Annotated in this window: 11 protein-coding genes and 1 tRNA gene; 6 read left to right on the top strand and 6 right to left on the bottom strand. The window is 63.7% G+C overall.

Translation table 11 applies throughout. The features are described from left to right. Positions 1-5: 5 nt before the first annotated feature. Together NR193_RS20005 and NR193_RS20000 are read right to left on the bottom strand one after the other, a co-directional pair. Positions 6-1,553, bottom strand: coding sequence for a sugar ABC transporter ATP-binding protein (locus NR193_RS20005; protein ID WP_375162718.1), 1,548 nt, complete (start codon positions 1,551-1,553; stop codon positions 6-8). A gap of 179 nt (positions 1,554-1,732) precedes the next feature. After that, complete coding sequence (locus NR193_RS20000; RefSeq protein ID WP_091584278.1) at positions 1,733-2,695, bottom strand: sugar-binding protein; 963 nt, start codon at positions 2,693-2,695, stop codon at positions 1,733-1,735. A gap of 595 nt (positions 2,696-3,290) precedes the next feature. On the opposite strand from NR193_RS20000, the gene NR193_RS19995 reads away from it, so the two are divergent. Together NR193_RS19995 and NR193_RS19990 are read left to right on the top strand one after the other, a co-directional pair. Continuing rightward, on the top strand, positions 3,291-4,418 hold the full coding sequence (locus tag NR193_RS19995; RefSeq protein ID WP_256752498.1) for a LacI family DNA-binding transcriptional regulator: 1,128 nt from the start codon (positions 3,291-3,293) through the stop codon (positions 4,416-4,418). Positions 4,419-5,233: 815 nt separating this feature from the next. After that, positions 5,234-5,983 carry an outer membrane protein gene (locus NR193_RS19990; protein ID WP_256752497.1) on the top strand — a complete coding sequence of 250 codons (750 nt, stop codon included), beginning with the start codon at positions 5,234-5,236 and terminating at the stop codon, positions 5,981-5,983. Between the two features lie 689 nt (positions 5,984-6,672). On the opposite strand, the gene NR193_RS33620 is transcribed toward NR193_RS19990, so the two are convergent. The 4 genes from NR193_RS33620 to NR193_RS19970 all read right to left on the bottom strand — a co-directional run bounded on the left by NR193_RS33620 (position 6,673) and on the right by NR193_RS19970 (position 9,634). After that, a complete protein-coding gene (locus NR193_RS33620; protein WP_256752496.1) occupies positions 6,673-6,903 on the bottom strand; it encodes a hypothetical protein in 231 nt (76 codons plus the stop codon). A gap of 79 nt (positions 6,904-6,982) precedes the next feature. Beyond that, positions 6,983-7,059, bottom strand: a tRNA-Arg gene (locus NR193_RS19980). A gap of 325 nt (positions 7,060-7,384) precedes the next feature. Beyond that, positions 7,385-8,311: a DUF1003 domain-containing protein gene (locus tag NR193_RS19975; protein ID WP_256752495.1), complete on the bottom strand. Its 927-nt coding sequence runs from the start codon at positions 8,309-8,311 to the stop codon at positions 7,385-7,387. A 429-nt stretch (positions 8,312-8,740) separates the two neighbouring features. Then, positions 8,741-9,634 carry a D-alanyl-D-alanine carboxypeptidase family protein gene (locus NR193_RS19970; protein WP_256752494.1) on the bottom strand — a complete coding sequence of 298 codons (894 nt, stop codon included), beginning with the start codon at positions 9,632-9,634 and terminating at the stop codon, positions 8,741-8,743. Positions 9,635-10,199: 565 nt separating this feature from the next. On the opposite strand from NR193_RS19970, the gene NR193_RS19965 reads away from it, so the two are divergent. The 4 genes from NR193_RS19965 to NR193_RS19950 all read left to right on the top strand — a co-directional run bounded on the left by NR193_RS19965 (position 10,200) and on the right by NR193_RS19950 (position 14,397). After that, positions 10,200-12,014 carry a methyl-accepting chemotaxis protein gene (locus NR193_RS19965; protein WP_256752493.1) on the top strand — a complete coding sequence of 605 codons (1,815 nt, stop codon included), beginning with the start codon at positions 10,200-10,202 and terminating at the stop codon, positions 12,012-12,014. Between the two features lie 121 nt (positions 12,015-12,135). Beyond that, positions 12,136-13,230, top strand: a complete 1,095-nt coding sequence (locus NR193_RS19960; protein WP_256752492.1) for a hypothetical protein — start codon at positions 12,136-12,138, stop codon at positions 13,228-13,230. Positions 13,231-13,340: 110 nt separating this feature from the next. Further along, the gene (locus NR193_RS19955; protein ID WP_256752491.1) at positions 13,341-13,961 is read left to right on the top strand and encodes a nucleoside triphosphate hydrolase; all 621 of its coding nucleotides are present in this window, start codon (positions 13,341-13,343) and stop codon (positions 13,959-13,961) included. 85 nt (positions 13,962-14,046) lie between these two features. Beyond that, entirely contained in the window at positions 14,047-14,397 is a 351-nt protein-coding gene (locus NR193_RS19950; protein ID WP_256752490.1) for a hypothetical protein, read from the top strand. Positions 14,398-14,415 lie beyond the last annotated feature (18 nt).

Genomic DNA, 14,415 nt, shown 5'->3' with positions numbered 1-14,415 from the left:
CAGAACTATTTCGGCTGCTTGCCCACCGCCAGCAGCAGCACGTTTTCCTGGCTGAACTGTTCCTTGTCGAGAATGCCGGAGATCTGGCCCTCATGCATGACGGCGATGCGGTCGGACACGCCGATCACCTCTTCCATGTCGCTGGAGATCATCAGCACGGCGACGCCGGCGTCGGCGAGCGCGCGCATCAGCCCGTAGATTTCCGCCTTGGCGCCGATGTCGATGCCGCGCGTCGGCTCGTCGAGGATCATCACCTTCGGGTTCATGGCCAGCCACTTGCCGAGCACGACCTTCTGCTGGTTGCCGCCCGACAGCGTGCCGGTGCGGGTCTGCACCGATGGCGCCTTGATGCCGAGATTGCTCTTCTGCTTCTCGGCGGTGTTGGCCTCCGCGCTTGCCGATACCAGGGAGCGGCGCGCATGCGCCGGCAGGTTGGGCAGCGAAATGTTCTGGGCGATCGACAGGTCGAGCAGAATGCCGGTCAGCTTGCGGTCCTCGGGCACGAGAAAAATGCCGTTCGCGACGGCATCCGCCGCGGAGCCGAGAACAAGCGGCTTGCCGTCGCGCTCGAGCGCGCCGCCAAGGGTGCTGTCGATACCGAAGAACACCCGCGCGAGCTCGGTGCGGCCGGAGCCGACAAGCCCGGCAAGGCCGAGGATCTCGCCGCGCCTGACGTCGAGGTCGACCGGCCGGCTGGGATAGGCGGGGGTGCGGATGGCCTTGGCCGAGAGCGCGACGGCGCCCGGTGCCCGCGCGGCCTCGGAGGCCTTCTCGCGCTCCTTCAGCATGCGGCCGATCATCAGCTTGACCATCTGGTCGTGGTTGATGTCGCGCTTCTGCAGCGTGCCGGCAAGCATGCCGTCGCGCAGCACAACGACGCGGTCGGCGACGCGCTCGACCTCGTGCAGGCGGTGCGAGATGAAGATGACGCTGATCCCGTCCGCCTTCAGCGCCTTGATGACGTCGAGCAGCTTGTCGGTTTCGGCGAGCGGCAGGCTCGATGTCGGCTCGTCGAGGATGACCAGCCGCGCCTTGATCGACAGAGCCTTGGCGATCTCGACCATCTGCTGCTGGGCCAGCGACAGGGTCGCTACCGGGGTGTCGGCGGAGAAATTGGCGCCGACGCGTTTCAACAGCGGCGCCACCATGGTGCGCAGCCTGGCGCGGTCGACGAGCTTGAGTGGACCGGCGCGCAACGGCTCGCGGCCGAAGAAGATGTTGGCGGCAACGTCGAGATTGTCGAACAGGTTGAGTTCCTGGTGGACGAAGGCAATGCCCGACCCCAGGCTGGCTTCGACGGTCAGTCCCGTGTGGGCGGTGCCGTCGACCGTGATCGTGCCGGTGTCCGGCGTGGTGACGCCGCCGAGGATCTTCATCAATGTCGACTTGCCGGCGCCGTTCTCGCCGACGAGGCCGATGACCTCGCCCGGCCTGACCTCCATGGAGAAGCCATCGAGTGCGACCACGCCCGGATAGGTCTTGCGCACGTTCTCGAGGCTGAGGAACGGAGCGGGCACCGATGCAGCAATGGATGTGTCGGAATAGTTCATCATGCCTGACAGCAGTTAGCGGGCCGGCCTCCCCGCAGACTGACGGGCCTGAGCGAGCCCGTCAATATCAAGCGAGGCGTCGCGCTGCCCCTCACCCTTACCCATTCCGGCCTTGTCCCTTCTCCCCGTTGTTCACGGGGAGACGGTGCCGGCAGGCGGATGAGGGGCAGCGCCAACGACGATCAGTTTCCGGACATCGCCTTCAAATTGGCGGCATAGGCATCGACGTCATCCTTGCCGATGATCTTGGTCGGGATGATGATGAGACCGTTGGCCGGGATGCCCGACTTGTCGCCCTTGAGATAGGCGGCCATCAGCTTCATGCCCTGATAGGCCCATTCGAAGGGCTGCTGCACGACGGTCGCGGCAACGGTGCCTTCCTTGACGCCGCCCAGCGTGATCGGATCGTCATCGAAGCCGACGACGGTGATCGAGCCGAGCTTGCCGGCGTCGCGCAGCGCTTCATAGATGCGCGGCGTGTTGTAGGAGTAGAAGCCGACCATGCAGGTGACGTCGGGGCTGGCGACCAGCGCGTCCTCGACGTTCTTCTTGGCGCGCGCCTGGTCGATGTCGTCGCCGCGCACGTCGACCAGCTCGATCTTGGTGCCGGCCAAACCGTCCTTCATGCCCTGGATGCGCTCCTTGGCATTGTCGGCGCCGAGCAGGCCGACGAAACCAAGGCACTTGCCGCCATTGGGCATCGCCTTCTTGGCGATCTCCGCCGCCTGCTTGCCGGCATCGACGTTGGACGAGCCGATATAGGCGACGCGCTTGGTCTGCGGGGCGTCGCTGTCGGTGGTGAACAGCGCCGTTTCCGAGGCGATCTTGTTGAGACCATCGGTGGAGGTCTTCGGATCGACGGCGGAGACCATGATGCCCTTCACGCCGGCCGTCACCAGATCGTCCATCAGCCGCTGCTGGATGGCGACCGAGGACTGCTCGGGGTATTTGAGCTCGAGATTGTAGTCCGGCAGTTCGCCTTGCGCCTTCTTGACGCCGGCTTCGGCGGCCTTCCAGAAATCAGAAGCGCCGTTGACGACGAAGGCCAGGGTCGGCTTGTCGTCGGCGCGCGCGATGGCCGTCGCCGACAGGCCGAGCAGCAGCGCCGCGGCGGCTACGGATGCATTTCGTATCAAGGATTTCATGTTCAACCTCCCTTTTGGTTCAGTCGTTCGACTGACCGATCTTGCACTGACCTGATTTTGCATTTTGCCGTCTGCGGCTTGGACGCCCTCCTCCTCAAAGGGGTTCCCCGGCAACGAAAGAATGGCGTCGTTCCAGCCACGATCATGGACTTTAGAGACTCATCCATCGTTCGTAAATAGTCCGATTTGTCTGACATATCACATGTCCGAGACAGGGCTCGCGGCGGTCGATCCGCTCGCCATCGGGCTATCCATGCACACTTCCATCACACCTGGACCCGAAAGGGCCGGACGCGATGGATTGACGGTACAGCGCATTTTTGTATTAGTAAACAGTATTAGTTCCGGACATATCCGGGCACATCGTTGCGATACCGTCGCGGATTTGCCGACGAACTGCTGCCTTGGCCATCCGGAAGCCCGAGCCTTGCGGTCTTTGTGTTCCCGGCGCATCCGGAACCGCATGACAGATGGGTCTCGAAGCTGCTAATTAATATAAACAACGGCGACGGCTTCCATAATCGGCGACGTCGCACCACCTTGTCGGCCCGGCAGGCTGCCGCTAGACAGGCTGGGGATTGGGGACACGAGTGACATGAGCGAGACCAGGGATACGGACGGTCCGGCCCTCGATACGGCCAAGCGCCGCAAGGCGCCGGCGAAGAGCGCCAGGGGTCGCGTCACCATGACCGACATCGCCAGGGCCGCCGGCTGCTCGCAAGCCACCGTTTCCTTCGTGCTCAACAATTCGCCCGGCATCAGGCTGTCGCAGCAGACACGCGAGCGGGTGATCGAGGCCGCGCGCGCGCTCGGCTATGCGCCACCGGCCTTTTCCGCCCTGCGTGGCCCTGTCCCCGCCTTCGAGGGGCCCGCCTTCGAAGGACTTGACGGGGTGATCGGCTTCGTCGTCGACCAGCTCGCCACCAGCCCCGAGGCGGTGGTCGCCATCGAGGGCGCGCGCCAGGCCTCGTGGAATGCCGGCAACGTGGTCTTGGTGGCGCAGACCATGGGCGACGCCGTCATGGAGCCGCGCGCCATCGCGGCGCTGACCAAGCGGGGCATTTCGGCGCTGATCTACATGACCATCTTCACCCGCGAGATCACGGCGCCAGACTATCTCTACGGCCTCGACATCCCGGTGATCCTGCTCAACTGCTACACATCGGATTATGCCTTTCCCGCCGTGGTGCCGAGCGAGATCGCCGGCGGCCAGAGTTCCACCCGCCATTTGATCAGCCACGGCCACCGCCGCATCGCGACCATCACCGGCGAGCCCTGGATGCAGGCGGCACAAGACCGGCTGAAGGGCTATCGCCGGGCGCTCGCCACCGCCGACATCCCGTTCGATCCCGAACTTGTGGTCGAGGGCGACTGGTCGGCCAGCGCCGGCTATGCCGCGACCGTCAAGCTCCTGGCGCTGAAAGACCGCCCGACCGCCATCTTCTGCCAGAACGACCGCACCGCGATCGGCTGCTACGAAGCGCTGAAGGAGGCCGGCCTGCACATCCCGCAGGACATCTCCGTCGTCGGCTACGATGACGAGGAAATCGCCCGGCATCTGTTCCCGCCGCTGACAACCTCGATCCTGCCGCACATGGCGATGGGCCAATGGGCGATCGAGCAGCTCGAGGCGCCGTCACCGCCCGGAAGGGGGCGCTATCCGATCACCAAGCTGGAATGCCCGCTGGTGGAGCGGGAGAGTGTGCGGGGGGTGGCTACTTGAGGAGGAACCCAGCCTCGGTCGCGCCAAACCCGATAACCAACCCTTGCTGGGTGGCGATCGAGCCATTCGCGGTCCATCTGACTGGCAGCGTTATTTGGTCCGATTATGCAATGACCGGTTCGTTGGGCCTAGCGAAATGCCCTCCTGGCTCGCCTTGGAGTAAATGGCGTCCTCGGTGCGCTGAAGCTTGAGGCCCATCACGCGTGTGGGTATTCCCTTAGCCAATTCCTTTGGCGTCTTCACTTGGTCGGGCGTCCACGCCGTCCCGTGATTCCTTGGCTGTTGCGCCATCCCATTCTCCGATCTTAGCTATCCGGAAGCTAGTCGAATATGTTCACCGCCTCTTTGTGACACGCCGGCGAAGCCGCATCGCGGGTGCTCATGAGAGGCAACTGCCTTCATCCGCCCAGCATTGCATATTGGGCACGCCTCCCCGACGTCAGTGCGGCGATAATTGCTTCCAGTTATCGGCCCCTGTAGCCTCCCGCCAGGCCGCGCAGGGCCCGCTCCGTCCGTCGCAAAGCACATTCTCACGACGGCGCGCCTCAGCGTGATTGGCCCGAACAAAAAAGCTCGCTGCTCTGAGAGCGTACCCAGCGCCAATGGCGACTGTGTTGAGCAATGCAAAATTGGCCCACGACCTGATTTCTGCTTGACTGTTAAATATTAGCTGTCGCTTAAATATTTGCGATGACTTGTCCTGAGACAATTCACAACCACCTTCTTTTAAGGTAATTGAGGCAAAAATAGCACAGTAAAGTATCGTGCTTTGACATATTGTCCAAATCGAGGGTTTTAGGGAACGGGAGAAGTCAGTGTACAAATTTCTTGCAATTCTTGCGGTTGCCGGGTTCGGCGCAAGCGGCGCGTCGGCAGCCGATATGTCCGGCCCCATTGTCGGCTCGGCTTACGATTGGAGCGGCTTCTACGCCGGCGCACATCTTGGCGTGGCAAACGGCGACATCACCGCGACCGACGTGACTCAGCCTGACGGTGGCTTTTTCACAGATGCGGTGCCTGCGGGCACAGAGGGCTTCGATTTCAACAAGGCCGGCGTTGCTGGTGGTGCTCACATTGGCGCGCAGTATCAGTGGAACCAGTTTGTTTTCGGAGGCGAAGCGACCTGGACCGCTACGGGCATAAAGAAGACCATCGTCAGCCCGTACTTTCCGGACAGCGACACGGAAACCGGCAAGATTTCCAACTACGTCACGGCCGTCGGGCGCGTCGGCTATGCCTTCGATCGGGTCTTGATCTATGCCAAGGCTGGCTATGCAGGCGGCAAGGTAAGGTTCACGGCACGTGACAACGACGCCTTGGTTACATACGAGAAGAACGATTGGCAAAGCGGCTACGCGCTCGGGGCCGGGCTTGATTATGCCATCACCGACAACATATCGCTGGGCGTGGACTACACCCATATCGATCTTGGTTCCAAGACCAGCACCGGCAACAACGTGTTTGATAATGGCACCCTTGGAGCAAATCCGGAGACCTATCGGACCGACGCCAAGGTGGATGCGGTGATGGCGCGCGTCACATACAAATTCGGGATGGGTCATTAGTCATTCGAACTGACCTCCAAGTGCGTGTCGGCCAAAGCATGCACTACCCAGCCTCGGGCCTGACGGGCCGGCGGACGAAGCGGAGGCGCTCGCCGCCGCGATCGAGCTATTGCACTTGAAAACGGAGATTAAACCGCCGGAGCCAAGTATTAAGACATTGCCTGAAACACAAAAGTCCGTCGGTCAGAGCCGGCGGGTTTTTGTTATCGTGCGTAGATCAGGTAGCGCTGCAGGCCGGTGGGGTGCGCAGGGCTGTGACGGCCACAGCTTCTCCAAGCTCCCGTTCTCGGCCCTGTGCCTCGGCCCTCATTGTGCTTCCCGTCGAACTGGCGGGCCGCATCGCGGAGCTCGCGTGTCGCCGCAAGCCGACGCATTACGTTCTCAACCTCGTCCCAGTATTCCCCGTCCCGCAAGAGTCATGCCAGGCCGCGCATGGGGAACACGCCCGCCTGCCCAATCGCGGCGCAGTTGCTCCCTCCCCACGCCTGGTCGCCACTGACAATATGCGCGGAAGAAAAACGCCAGGGTGAAGGCAAATTTGCGATAGCGCGGGCGATGTTTCGAGAGGGAAGAACGAAGGCCTAGCTGCGGCCGTTCTCCTCCCCGAAATCGCGCAGCATTGACCAGGCTTAGGCCACTCCGCCTTCTCCTTTGCCATCCCCTTCGGCGGCGGCGCGCCTACTCTGCCCTCAACGCGACCCTATGCCGGCCTGCCCGATCTCGATAATCCGTTTCACGACAAGGCCGTCACCGTCACCACCTGCGGCCGCATCTGCTACAATTGCAAGAAAATCAGCCTCGTCCTCGCCGGCCAGACCGTCGGCATCAAACTGGTCGAGGACCATATCTGGCTGGCCAGCTTCATGGATTATGATTTGGGATATTTCGATGACGAGACATGCAGGCTCGAACCACTCCAAAACCCCTTCGGGCCAAAAGTGTTACCCATGTCTCCAGTATAAACCGTAACCCATGTGTCCAGAATGGACCATGGGGAGTTGGCGCACCCGACAGGATTCGAACCTGTGACCTCTGCCTTCGGAGGGCAGCGCTCTATCCAGCTGAGCTACGGGTGCTTCCCGGCGATCCGGAAAACGAACCAGCCGGTGAACCGGCAAGTCACGGCTTCTTAGCGGAAGCTGGGGCGGGCTTCAACGGGCAATTGGCGATTGGGCGAGCGTCCCGTGTTGGAGGTGGGGAGGTCCTCTCACGGGTGCGGGCTTATCGGATATGGCGCTCCCCCGCTCCGTCTGGGCTTCGCCGAGTCACCTTGGGGCGAGCCACGGGTCTCGCCCATCCTTCGGACCCCCCACTTTGTAGGGGCGAGGAACCCAAGCTTTCCTGGGGCGCGTTTTGTGGCCGCAGCCCGCTTTTCCCGGTCAACCCCGCGCCGCGCCGCCTCTACTGCCCGGCCTCGCTACGCACCGTCCGCCTCCGCCTCGGCGCGCGCTTCGGCTTCTTGGCGCCGGTCAGTTCGTGCATGGCGTCGAGCTGCATCTGCTGCATTTCGGCCAGCCGCGTCCACTGGCGCGAGATGAGGTAGTCGAGCTTTTCGTGCAGGTGGCGCACTTCCAGCTCGGCCTTGAGGTTGACCCGGTAGTCGTTGAAGGAGCGCAGGCGGTCCTTGGTCTCCTGCCGCTTCTGGCTCATCATGATGATCGGCGCCTGGATGGCGGCAATGCAGGAGAGCAGCAGGTTCAGCAGGATGAAGGGATAGGGATCGAAGGCGGCGCTCATGCCGGCGATCAGGTTGATGCCTATCCACACCAGAAGCACGCTGCCGAACGAGATCAGGAACCACCAGCTGCCGCCGAAGGCCGCCATGTTGTCGGAGACGCGGTCGGCGAACGTCCTGTGCTCCTCGAACTCCTCCTCCGAGTTTTCGGAAATAGTGTCTTGCCTGGCGATGCTTTCGACCACCTGCCGGTCGAGCTCGGAGAATTCGCCGTGCTCCTGCTGCAGCAGCTCCTCCATGTAGCGCATGCGGTAGCGGCCGAGCTCTGCGCGGCTGATGCGGGCGCCGGCCGGCAGGTCCGGATGATCGGCGCGGATGCGGTCGGCGAGGCTCGGGCGCAGATTGTCGATGCGCACCAGATCGCGCTTGCGGAATTTCCGGCCCGATATCGCCGATGGCTTCTTCTTGGGCTTGCCGCGCGACGCGCCTGGACCGGCCGGCTCCGAGTCCGGCACATCAGGCGTTTCGAGCTGCTCATCCGAATTCTGATCCGCGTCGTGCTCCCCGATGGTGGGCGCCTCGAAATATTCGCCGCCACTGTCGTTCTGATTGTCCGCCGCTTGCTGCTCGGGCGCCTTGGGGATGGTGCTCATGATGCGGGCTCCTGCTGTCGCGTTGCGAAGGACGATAAGCAGAGGTGGCGGCGCATAGCCAGCGCGACAGCGGACTTCGCATGCCGGGACAAGCAATTTTGATCAACCGGAGGGGCGATGCCCTGGCTGCCGGCAGCGACTGCGATCCGCAGCCCTTCGCGGGCTCAGGGCGGAGGATCATCAGAGACATTCGGGATTGGCCGAAGCCTCCCCAACTTCGTTATCCCGGGGCGAAGCAGGAGCGAAGCTCAGTCGCGGCGACCCTGGGATCCATGCCGGGATGTTGGACGTAGCGTGCAGCGCAGCAGAATTCCGCACCGCGGCAGCGCCCGGAGGTCGCGGCGTGGATTCTCGGGTCTGCGCCGCGTCGCTGCGCTCCTTGCTCCGCCCGTGGATGACGAGGAGAGGGATGGCTCCGCTCTTCGGTGCTCACTGCTGCTCGGCGAACATCAGCCTGGTCTTGGTGTCGGCAACCGTCGGCGACAGGCTGCGCTGGATCAGCGCCTCGACATGGTCGTTGCGCTGGCGCGCGCTGTCGGCGCCCATCACCACCACGATCAGCTGGTGACCGTCGGCGTTGTAGGAGGTGACGATGTTGAAGCCGGAGGCCCTGATGTAGCCGGTCTTGATGCCGTCGACGCCGCGCACCCGGCCGAGCATATCGTTGTGGCCGCGCACCAGCCTGCCGCGGAACATGAAATCGCTTTCGGAGAAATAGTGGAATTGCTGGGGAAATCGGGAATGCAGCGCCATGCCGAGCACCGCCATGTCGCGCGCCGTCGTCATCTGGCTGTCGTCGGGCAGGCCCGAGGCGTTGCGGAAGGTGGTGCTGGTCATGCCGATCTGGCGCGCCTTGGCGGTCATCATGGCGGCGAACTGATCCTCCGAGCCGCCGAGATATTCGCCGACCGCCACGGCGACGTCATTGGCCGATTTGACGACGATGGCGCGGATCGCCGAATCGACATCGATGGTCTCGCCGCGCCGAAAGCGCATCTTGGTCGGCGGCTGCGAGGCGGCATGGTCCGATACCGGGATCTGCGTCTGCTTGGTGACGCGGCCGCTCTCCAGCGCCTCGAACAAGAGATAGAGCGTCATCATCTTGGTCAGCGAGGCCGGATAGCGCTGGGCGGTCGAGTTGACCTCGAACAGCTGCTTGCCGGTCCTGGCGTCGACGACGATCGCGGCATATTTCTGCGGCGGCGCCGGCACCGCCAGCACCGCATCCGGCGGCGTCGTGGTCGAGCAAGCGGCAAGCAGCAGCAACAGGCCGAGGGCCGCGACAAGTCTCTGGATGAGCGGAAGGGGACGCGGGTTGGACAAGGGCAAGTCTGTTCTGGCGATGCTGTTGCTGAGATGAGGCGAAGCTAACGTAACCCGCCAGCTGCGTCCATTTGGTTAATGTCGGTCATACCCAGGAATGTCGAGCTCGACCGGGTTCCTCGTCCACGCTTTGCGCTATGCTATGCAAACATTTTCTGTGATTTGCGTGACTGATCAGCTCGAGGCTTGATGGCCACGTGGTTCCCCCAATCCGTCGCTGCTTCGCAGCGCCACCTTTCCCCCCTCCGGAGGGAAAGGAAAGGAGCTTTGCTTTACGAGCGTTGACGGCAAAAAGCCTGGCGCCTTTCCTCTACCCCGTCGATTGGGGGAGAGGTGGCTCGGCGAAGCCGAGACGGAGTGGGGGTCGACCAGCGCGGCATGAGACAACGCATGCTTTCGCCGAAGGCCAGCCGCTTCGAAATGTGTGCATGCCGTAGCACGGTAGTGGGGGCGAGGAACTTGAGCCTTATCCGCCCCGAAATCGCCTGTTTCTGTGTCCTTCTTGCCAAAGCCGCGTTTCCCGTGGGAAGGGGCGCGGCATTGACTGGGCTTGGGGGACTGGGGAATGGCGGACATCGGGGTTGGCGGCGCTGCGCCGTCGCTTATCAAGGCATCACTCAGCCGCACCGGCAAATGGGCCGGCGGCGTCGCTTTCGTCAGCGGTGCCGTTTCCGACGTGCTCAATCCGCTGGCGCCTTTCGCCGCCTATATCGCGCTGGTCGCCTCGGTGGCGGCGGTCATCATCGCCATTGCAATCGTGCTCAGGCTGGTGCTGGCGGCCAAGGCGCTGCCGGCGCTGGTATTCGCCACCAGTGCGGCGGCTGTCGCCGGGGGCGTCTATGCCATGCAGAAAGAGACCAATTCGCAGAACGGGGTGATCGCCAGCCTGGTGCCAGCGGTGGCCGGGCTGCAGCAGTCGATGGGCATCGTCTCGGCCAAGGTGGCAAGGATCGAGCAGACCGTCACGCAAACGCAAAAGACGGTCGAACAGGTCAAGCAGTCGACCGACACCGTGGCGAAGAAGACCGACGAGATCGCATCCACCCAGCAGCAGCAGACGCAGCAGGGAGCCCAGACGCAAAAGACCGTCGAGGCGGTCAAGCAGACCACCGAGACGCTGGCCGCCGGCCAGGCACAGCAGCAGGCCCAGACCGAGAAGCTGCAGGCGACGACCGAGCAGATCGCGGCCTCGATCGACACCATCGCCAAGGGTTTTGCCGCCCTTGCCGCGCAGGGCGGGGCCATCGCCGAGCCGAAGCGGCCGGACGAGTTCTACCACAATGCCCGCGTCTACGAATTGTCGGGCGACATGCTCAATGCGCGGCGCTCCTATCTCGCTTTTGCCGGCTTCGATGTCGACGCCATCGACCCCTATACGCGCTTCGCCACGCTGCTTCGGGTGCAGGACGGCAAGGCCGGCGCCCGCGAGGTGTTCGGGGCGCTGGCCGACAAGGGCAAGGCGCTGTCGATCAAGCTCGTGCATATCCTGCAGTTCGACGACGCCCAGCGCCTCGACAAGCTCAACGCCTTCATCGCGACCAATGCGGATTTCGCGCCGGCCTATTTCCTTTTGGCGCAGGAGTTTTCCGAAGACCGCCTCGGCGCCCAGACGCTGGCCGACAAGCGCAACGAGGCCAAGGCGCTGACCAAGTTCGTTTCCTACGAGAAGGATGGCGGGCTGCTCAAATATTTCGTCGACCAGACCCAGCTCGCCGACTGGCTGGACCGTAGCCGCAGCCGGCTGGCCGCGCTTGGCGACGTGCTGGATCCCGCCCGCTTCGTGCCTTCGCTGACGCCGATGCGCTCCAACCAGGGCTGGTCGATGACCATCTCGCTGCCGGAGCCGGCGACCGGTATTTCCTGGCGCATGGGCGACAGCGGGCCGTTCACCGACACCGGCTTCCTGGCGATGAACGACCAGGCGACCGGCAAGCCGATGCCCAATCCGAGCTTCGAGCTGCCCGACAGCACGCAGGCCGGCACCATCGCCATCAAATATCTCGACATCAGGGGCCGCGAGACCGGCCCGTTCGACATCCGCTTCGACCCCGAGACCGCCCTTCAGCAAGGCAACAAGCAGATCCTCGACCAGTTCTGGACGTCGTGGATCGCCTTCGATGCCAGCGGCAATCACGGCCTGGTCTATTTCACCCAGATGCTGTCCTACCGCTGCGCCATCAAGGAGGTGCGCTATAGCCTGAACGGCGCGGCACTCGACAAGGAGATCAAGATGCCGGCTTGCGACAAGAAGGACCCCTACGCCATCCCCTACGACTACCAGCCCTATTTCAAGGTCGCCGACAGCGTGAAGTCGATGGCGGTGCAGGTCACCTACACCGACGGGACGAAGTCGCCGGTACGGGAATACAAGCGGCAGTAGGCGCGGCCACCCCCCCCAAGGGGAGGGTGAAGGCGATCCTGATGCGAAATGCCTGTCGCCATGCTTGCGCAATCCACGCCGAAAGGGTTCTGTCTGCGCCTTCAGAATCGGTGAGAACGCAATGACCATCAGCACGATCAAGGCCAAAGGCATTTCGGTTTCGGTTGATCTCACGGTCGGCCATCTCGCCGACATGGTCATCGACAGGGACGGGCGCCAGCTCAAGCCGCTGCACCGCGCGCCGTGGGTCGACACGCCCGAGACATTGCCGAAAGACCTGCCGCAAGGCACCGTTCGCCTGTCCGGTGACTTCCTCTGCGCGCCGTTTTCGCGCAGCGATGTCGAGGACGCGCCGCTGCATGGCTGGCCGGCCAACAGCGCCTGGGATGTGGTCGACAGCGCCGCGACGGAAGATGGCTGGCGGGCCGTGCTCCGGCTGCGGCACACGGTGATGGGCGCCAGCGTCGACAAGATCCTCACTTTGCGCGACGACCATTCCTTTCTCTATCAGGAGCATGTGTTTTCCGGTGGCCATGGCGCCATTTCCGTCGCGCACCATCCGATGACGGCGATGACCAATGGCGGCAAACTCGCCTTCTCGCCGAAGCGATTTGCCGCGACGCTGGACGACCCACTGGAGCCGGATCCCGCACGCGGCCGCTTCATGCTGGCCTATCCGGCGCGCTCCGCCGATCTCAGCCGTTTTCCCGCCGCCGGCGGCGGCACGCTCGACCTGGCGCAGTACCGCATGGATGATCGACGCGAGGATTTCGTCACCCTGGTGGAGGCCGATCATGGCGGCCCGGGCTGGACCGCACTGGCGCGTCAGGCCGAGGAGGACCTCGTGCTGGTGCTCAAGAACCCGGCCGAACTGCCGATCACCATGCTGTGGCTCAGCAATGGCGGCCGCGACTACGCGCCGTGGAACGGCCGCCACCGCGGCGTGCTCGGCATCGAGGACGGCCGCGCCGCCGTCGGCCATGCCGCCTCGATCGGCGACAACTGGCTGAAGCGCGAAGGGGTGGCGACCGCGTTTGCGCTGGGCCGCGGCGTTTCCTTTCGCCATGTTATCGGCGCCATGCCCTTGTCCGGCGGCGAGCCGCCGCAGGAGGTCACTACGGCGAACGGCCGCATGCGGCTGGCGACCGGCGGCTCGACCCGGGATGTTCCCTTCGACAGCGATTTCCTGCGCATCGGCCAACCAGCGGCCTCATAGGCGGGATTGCGCGCTCGCAGGGTTTGAAATTTTCGTCAATAGCCGCCAAGATGTGGCTGAAATCATCATGCGGATCATGGTGGATTTGAAGCTCCGCCAGAGAGGCTCTCATGTCCGAAATCGCCCATCTCGCCGCCACCATCTTCAAGCGTGCCGGCAAGGCACAACGCTTCATCGTCGCGATCGCCGGCCCGCCGGGGGCGGGCAAGTCGACGCTGTCGGCGAGCCTGCGCGATCTGCTGCCCGAGGGTGCCGTGGAAGTCGTGCCCATGGACGGCTTCCACTATGACGACGTGGTGCTCGACCGGCGTGGCCTGCGCGCGCGAAAGGGCGCGCCGGAAACCTTCGATTTCGCCGGCTTCGAGACCCTGCTGAAGCGCATCCGCGCCGGCGAACCCGATATCGCCATCCCGGTCTTCGACCGCAGCATGGAACTGTCGCGCGCCGCCGCCGCGATCATCGGCGCGGAGACCAAGTTCATCCTGGTCGAAGGCAACTACCTGCTGCTCGACGAGGAGCCTTGGTCGCGGCTGGCGCCGCTGTTCGATTTCTCGATCTTCGTCGACGTACCGCGCGCCGAACTCGAGCGCCGCCTGCTCGAACGCTGGCACGGCCATGGCCGGTCCGACGCCGATGCGCGGGCCTGGATCGACTCCAACGACATGCCCAACATCGACCGGGTGCTTGCCCGCCGCCGGGCCGCCGACCTCGTGGTCGGCGATTCCGCTTGATTCTACGGATTCTTCAACGGGAACCTTAAGACTTTCGGGCCGTTATCGCCGACGAGGCATTTCCGCCAAAGAAGGATTCCGTCCGATGGCACAAAAGGCAAGAAAGCCCGCGCCCGCCAAGGGCAAGGCAACCCAATCGAAGGCCGGCGCCGGCCCGGCTATCGCCGAACGCTCCAAGGATGCGGCAAAACCCGCATTCGGCAAGGCAGCACCGAGAAAAGTGGTGCCGGGCGCAACGAAGGCCACCGCGAAAGCCGCAAAGCCGAAAACACCGGCAAACACCAACGACTCGTTGGCGGGAAGCGCCATGCGCACGGCCAAGGCGACGGCCAATGTAGCGGCTGGCGCCGTCGTCATTGCTGCCAGGGGTGCCGCATCGCTTGCGGCTTCCGTCATGGGCAAGAGTGGCTCGAAAGCCAAGGCAAAGGCCAAGTAGCAGGAAAATCGCGTTTTC

It is taken from the genome of Mesorhizobium sp. Mes31, from assembly GCF_024519675.1.
GTDB lineage: Bacteria > Pseudomonadota > Alphaproteobacteria > Rhizobiales > Rhizobiaceae > Mesorhizobium.
The sequence above is the reverse complement of the archived record's forward strand: the minus strand, read 5'-3'. Positions and strand labels throughout refer to the sequence as shown.

Bases quoted from the DNA above. Each gene is read 5' to 3' on its own strand.
- NR193_RS20005 (WP_375162718.1), bottom strand. From the start codon at position 1,553: ATGATGAACTATTCCGACACATCCATTGCTGCATCGGTGCCCGCTCCG.
- NR193_RS20000 (WP_091584278.1), bottom strand. From the start codon at position 2,695: ATGAAATCCTTGATACGAAATGCATCCGTAGCCGCCGCGGCGCTGCTG.
- NR193_RS19995 (WP_256752498.1), top strand. From the start codon at position 3,291: ATGAGCGAGACCAGGGATACGGACGGTCCGGCCCTCGATACGGCCAAG.
- NR193_RS19975 (WP_256752495.1), bottom strand. From the start codon at position 8,311: ATGAGCACCATCCCCAAGGCGCCCGAGCAGCAAGCGGCGGACAATCAG.
- NR193_RS19965 (WP_256752493.1), top strand. From the start codon at position 10,200: ATGGCGGACATCGGGGTTGGCGGCGCTGCGCCGTCGCTTATCAAGGCA.
- NR193_RS19960 (WP_256752492.1), top strand. From the start codon at position 12,136: ATGACCATCAGCACGATCAAGGCCAAAGGCATTTCGGTTTCGGTTGAT.
- NR193_RS19955 (WP_256752491.1), top strand. From the start codon at position 13,341: ATGTCCGAAATCGCCCATCTCGCCGCCACCATCTTCAAGCGTGCCGGC.
- NR193_RS19950 (WP_256752490.1), top strand. From the start codon at position 14,047: ATGGCACAAAAGGCAAGAAAGCCCGCGCCCGCCAAGGGCAAGGCAACC.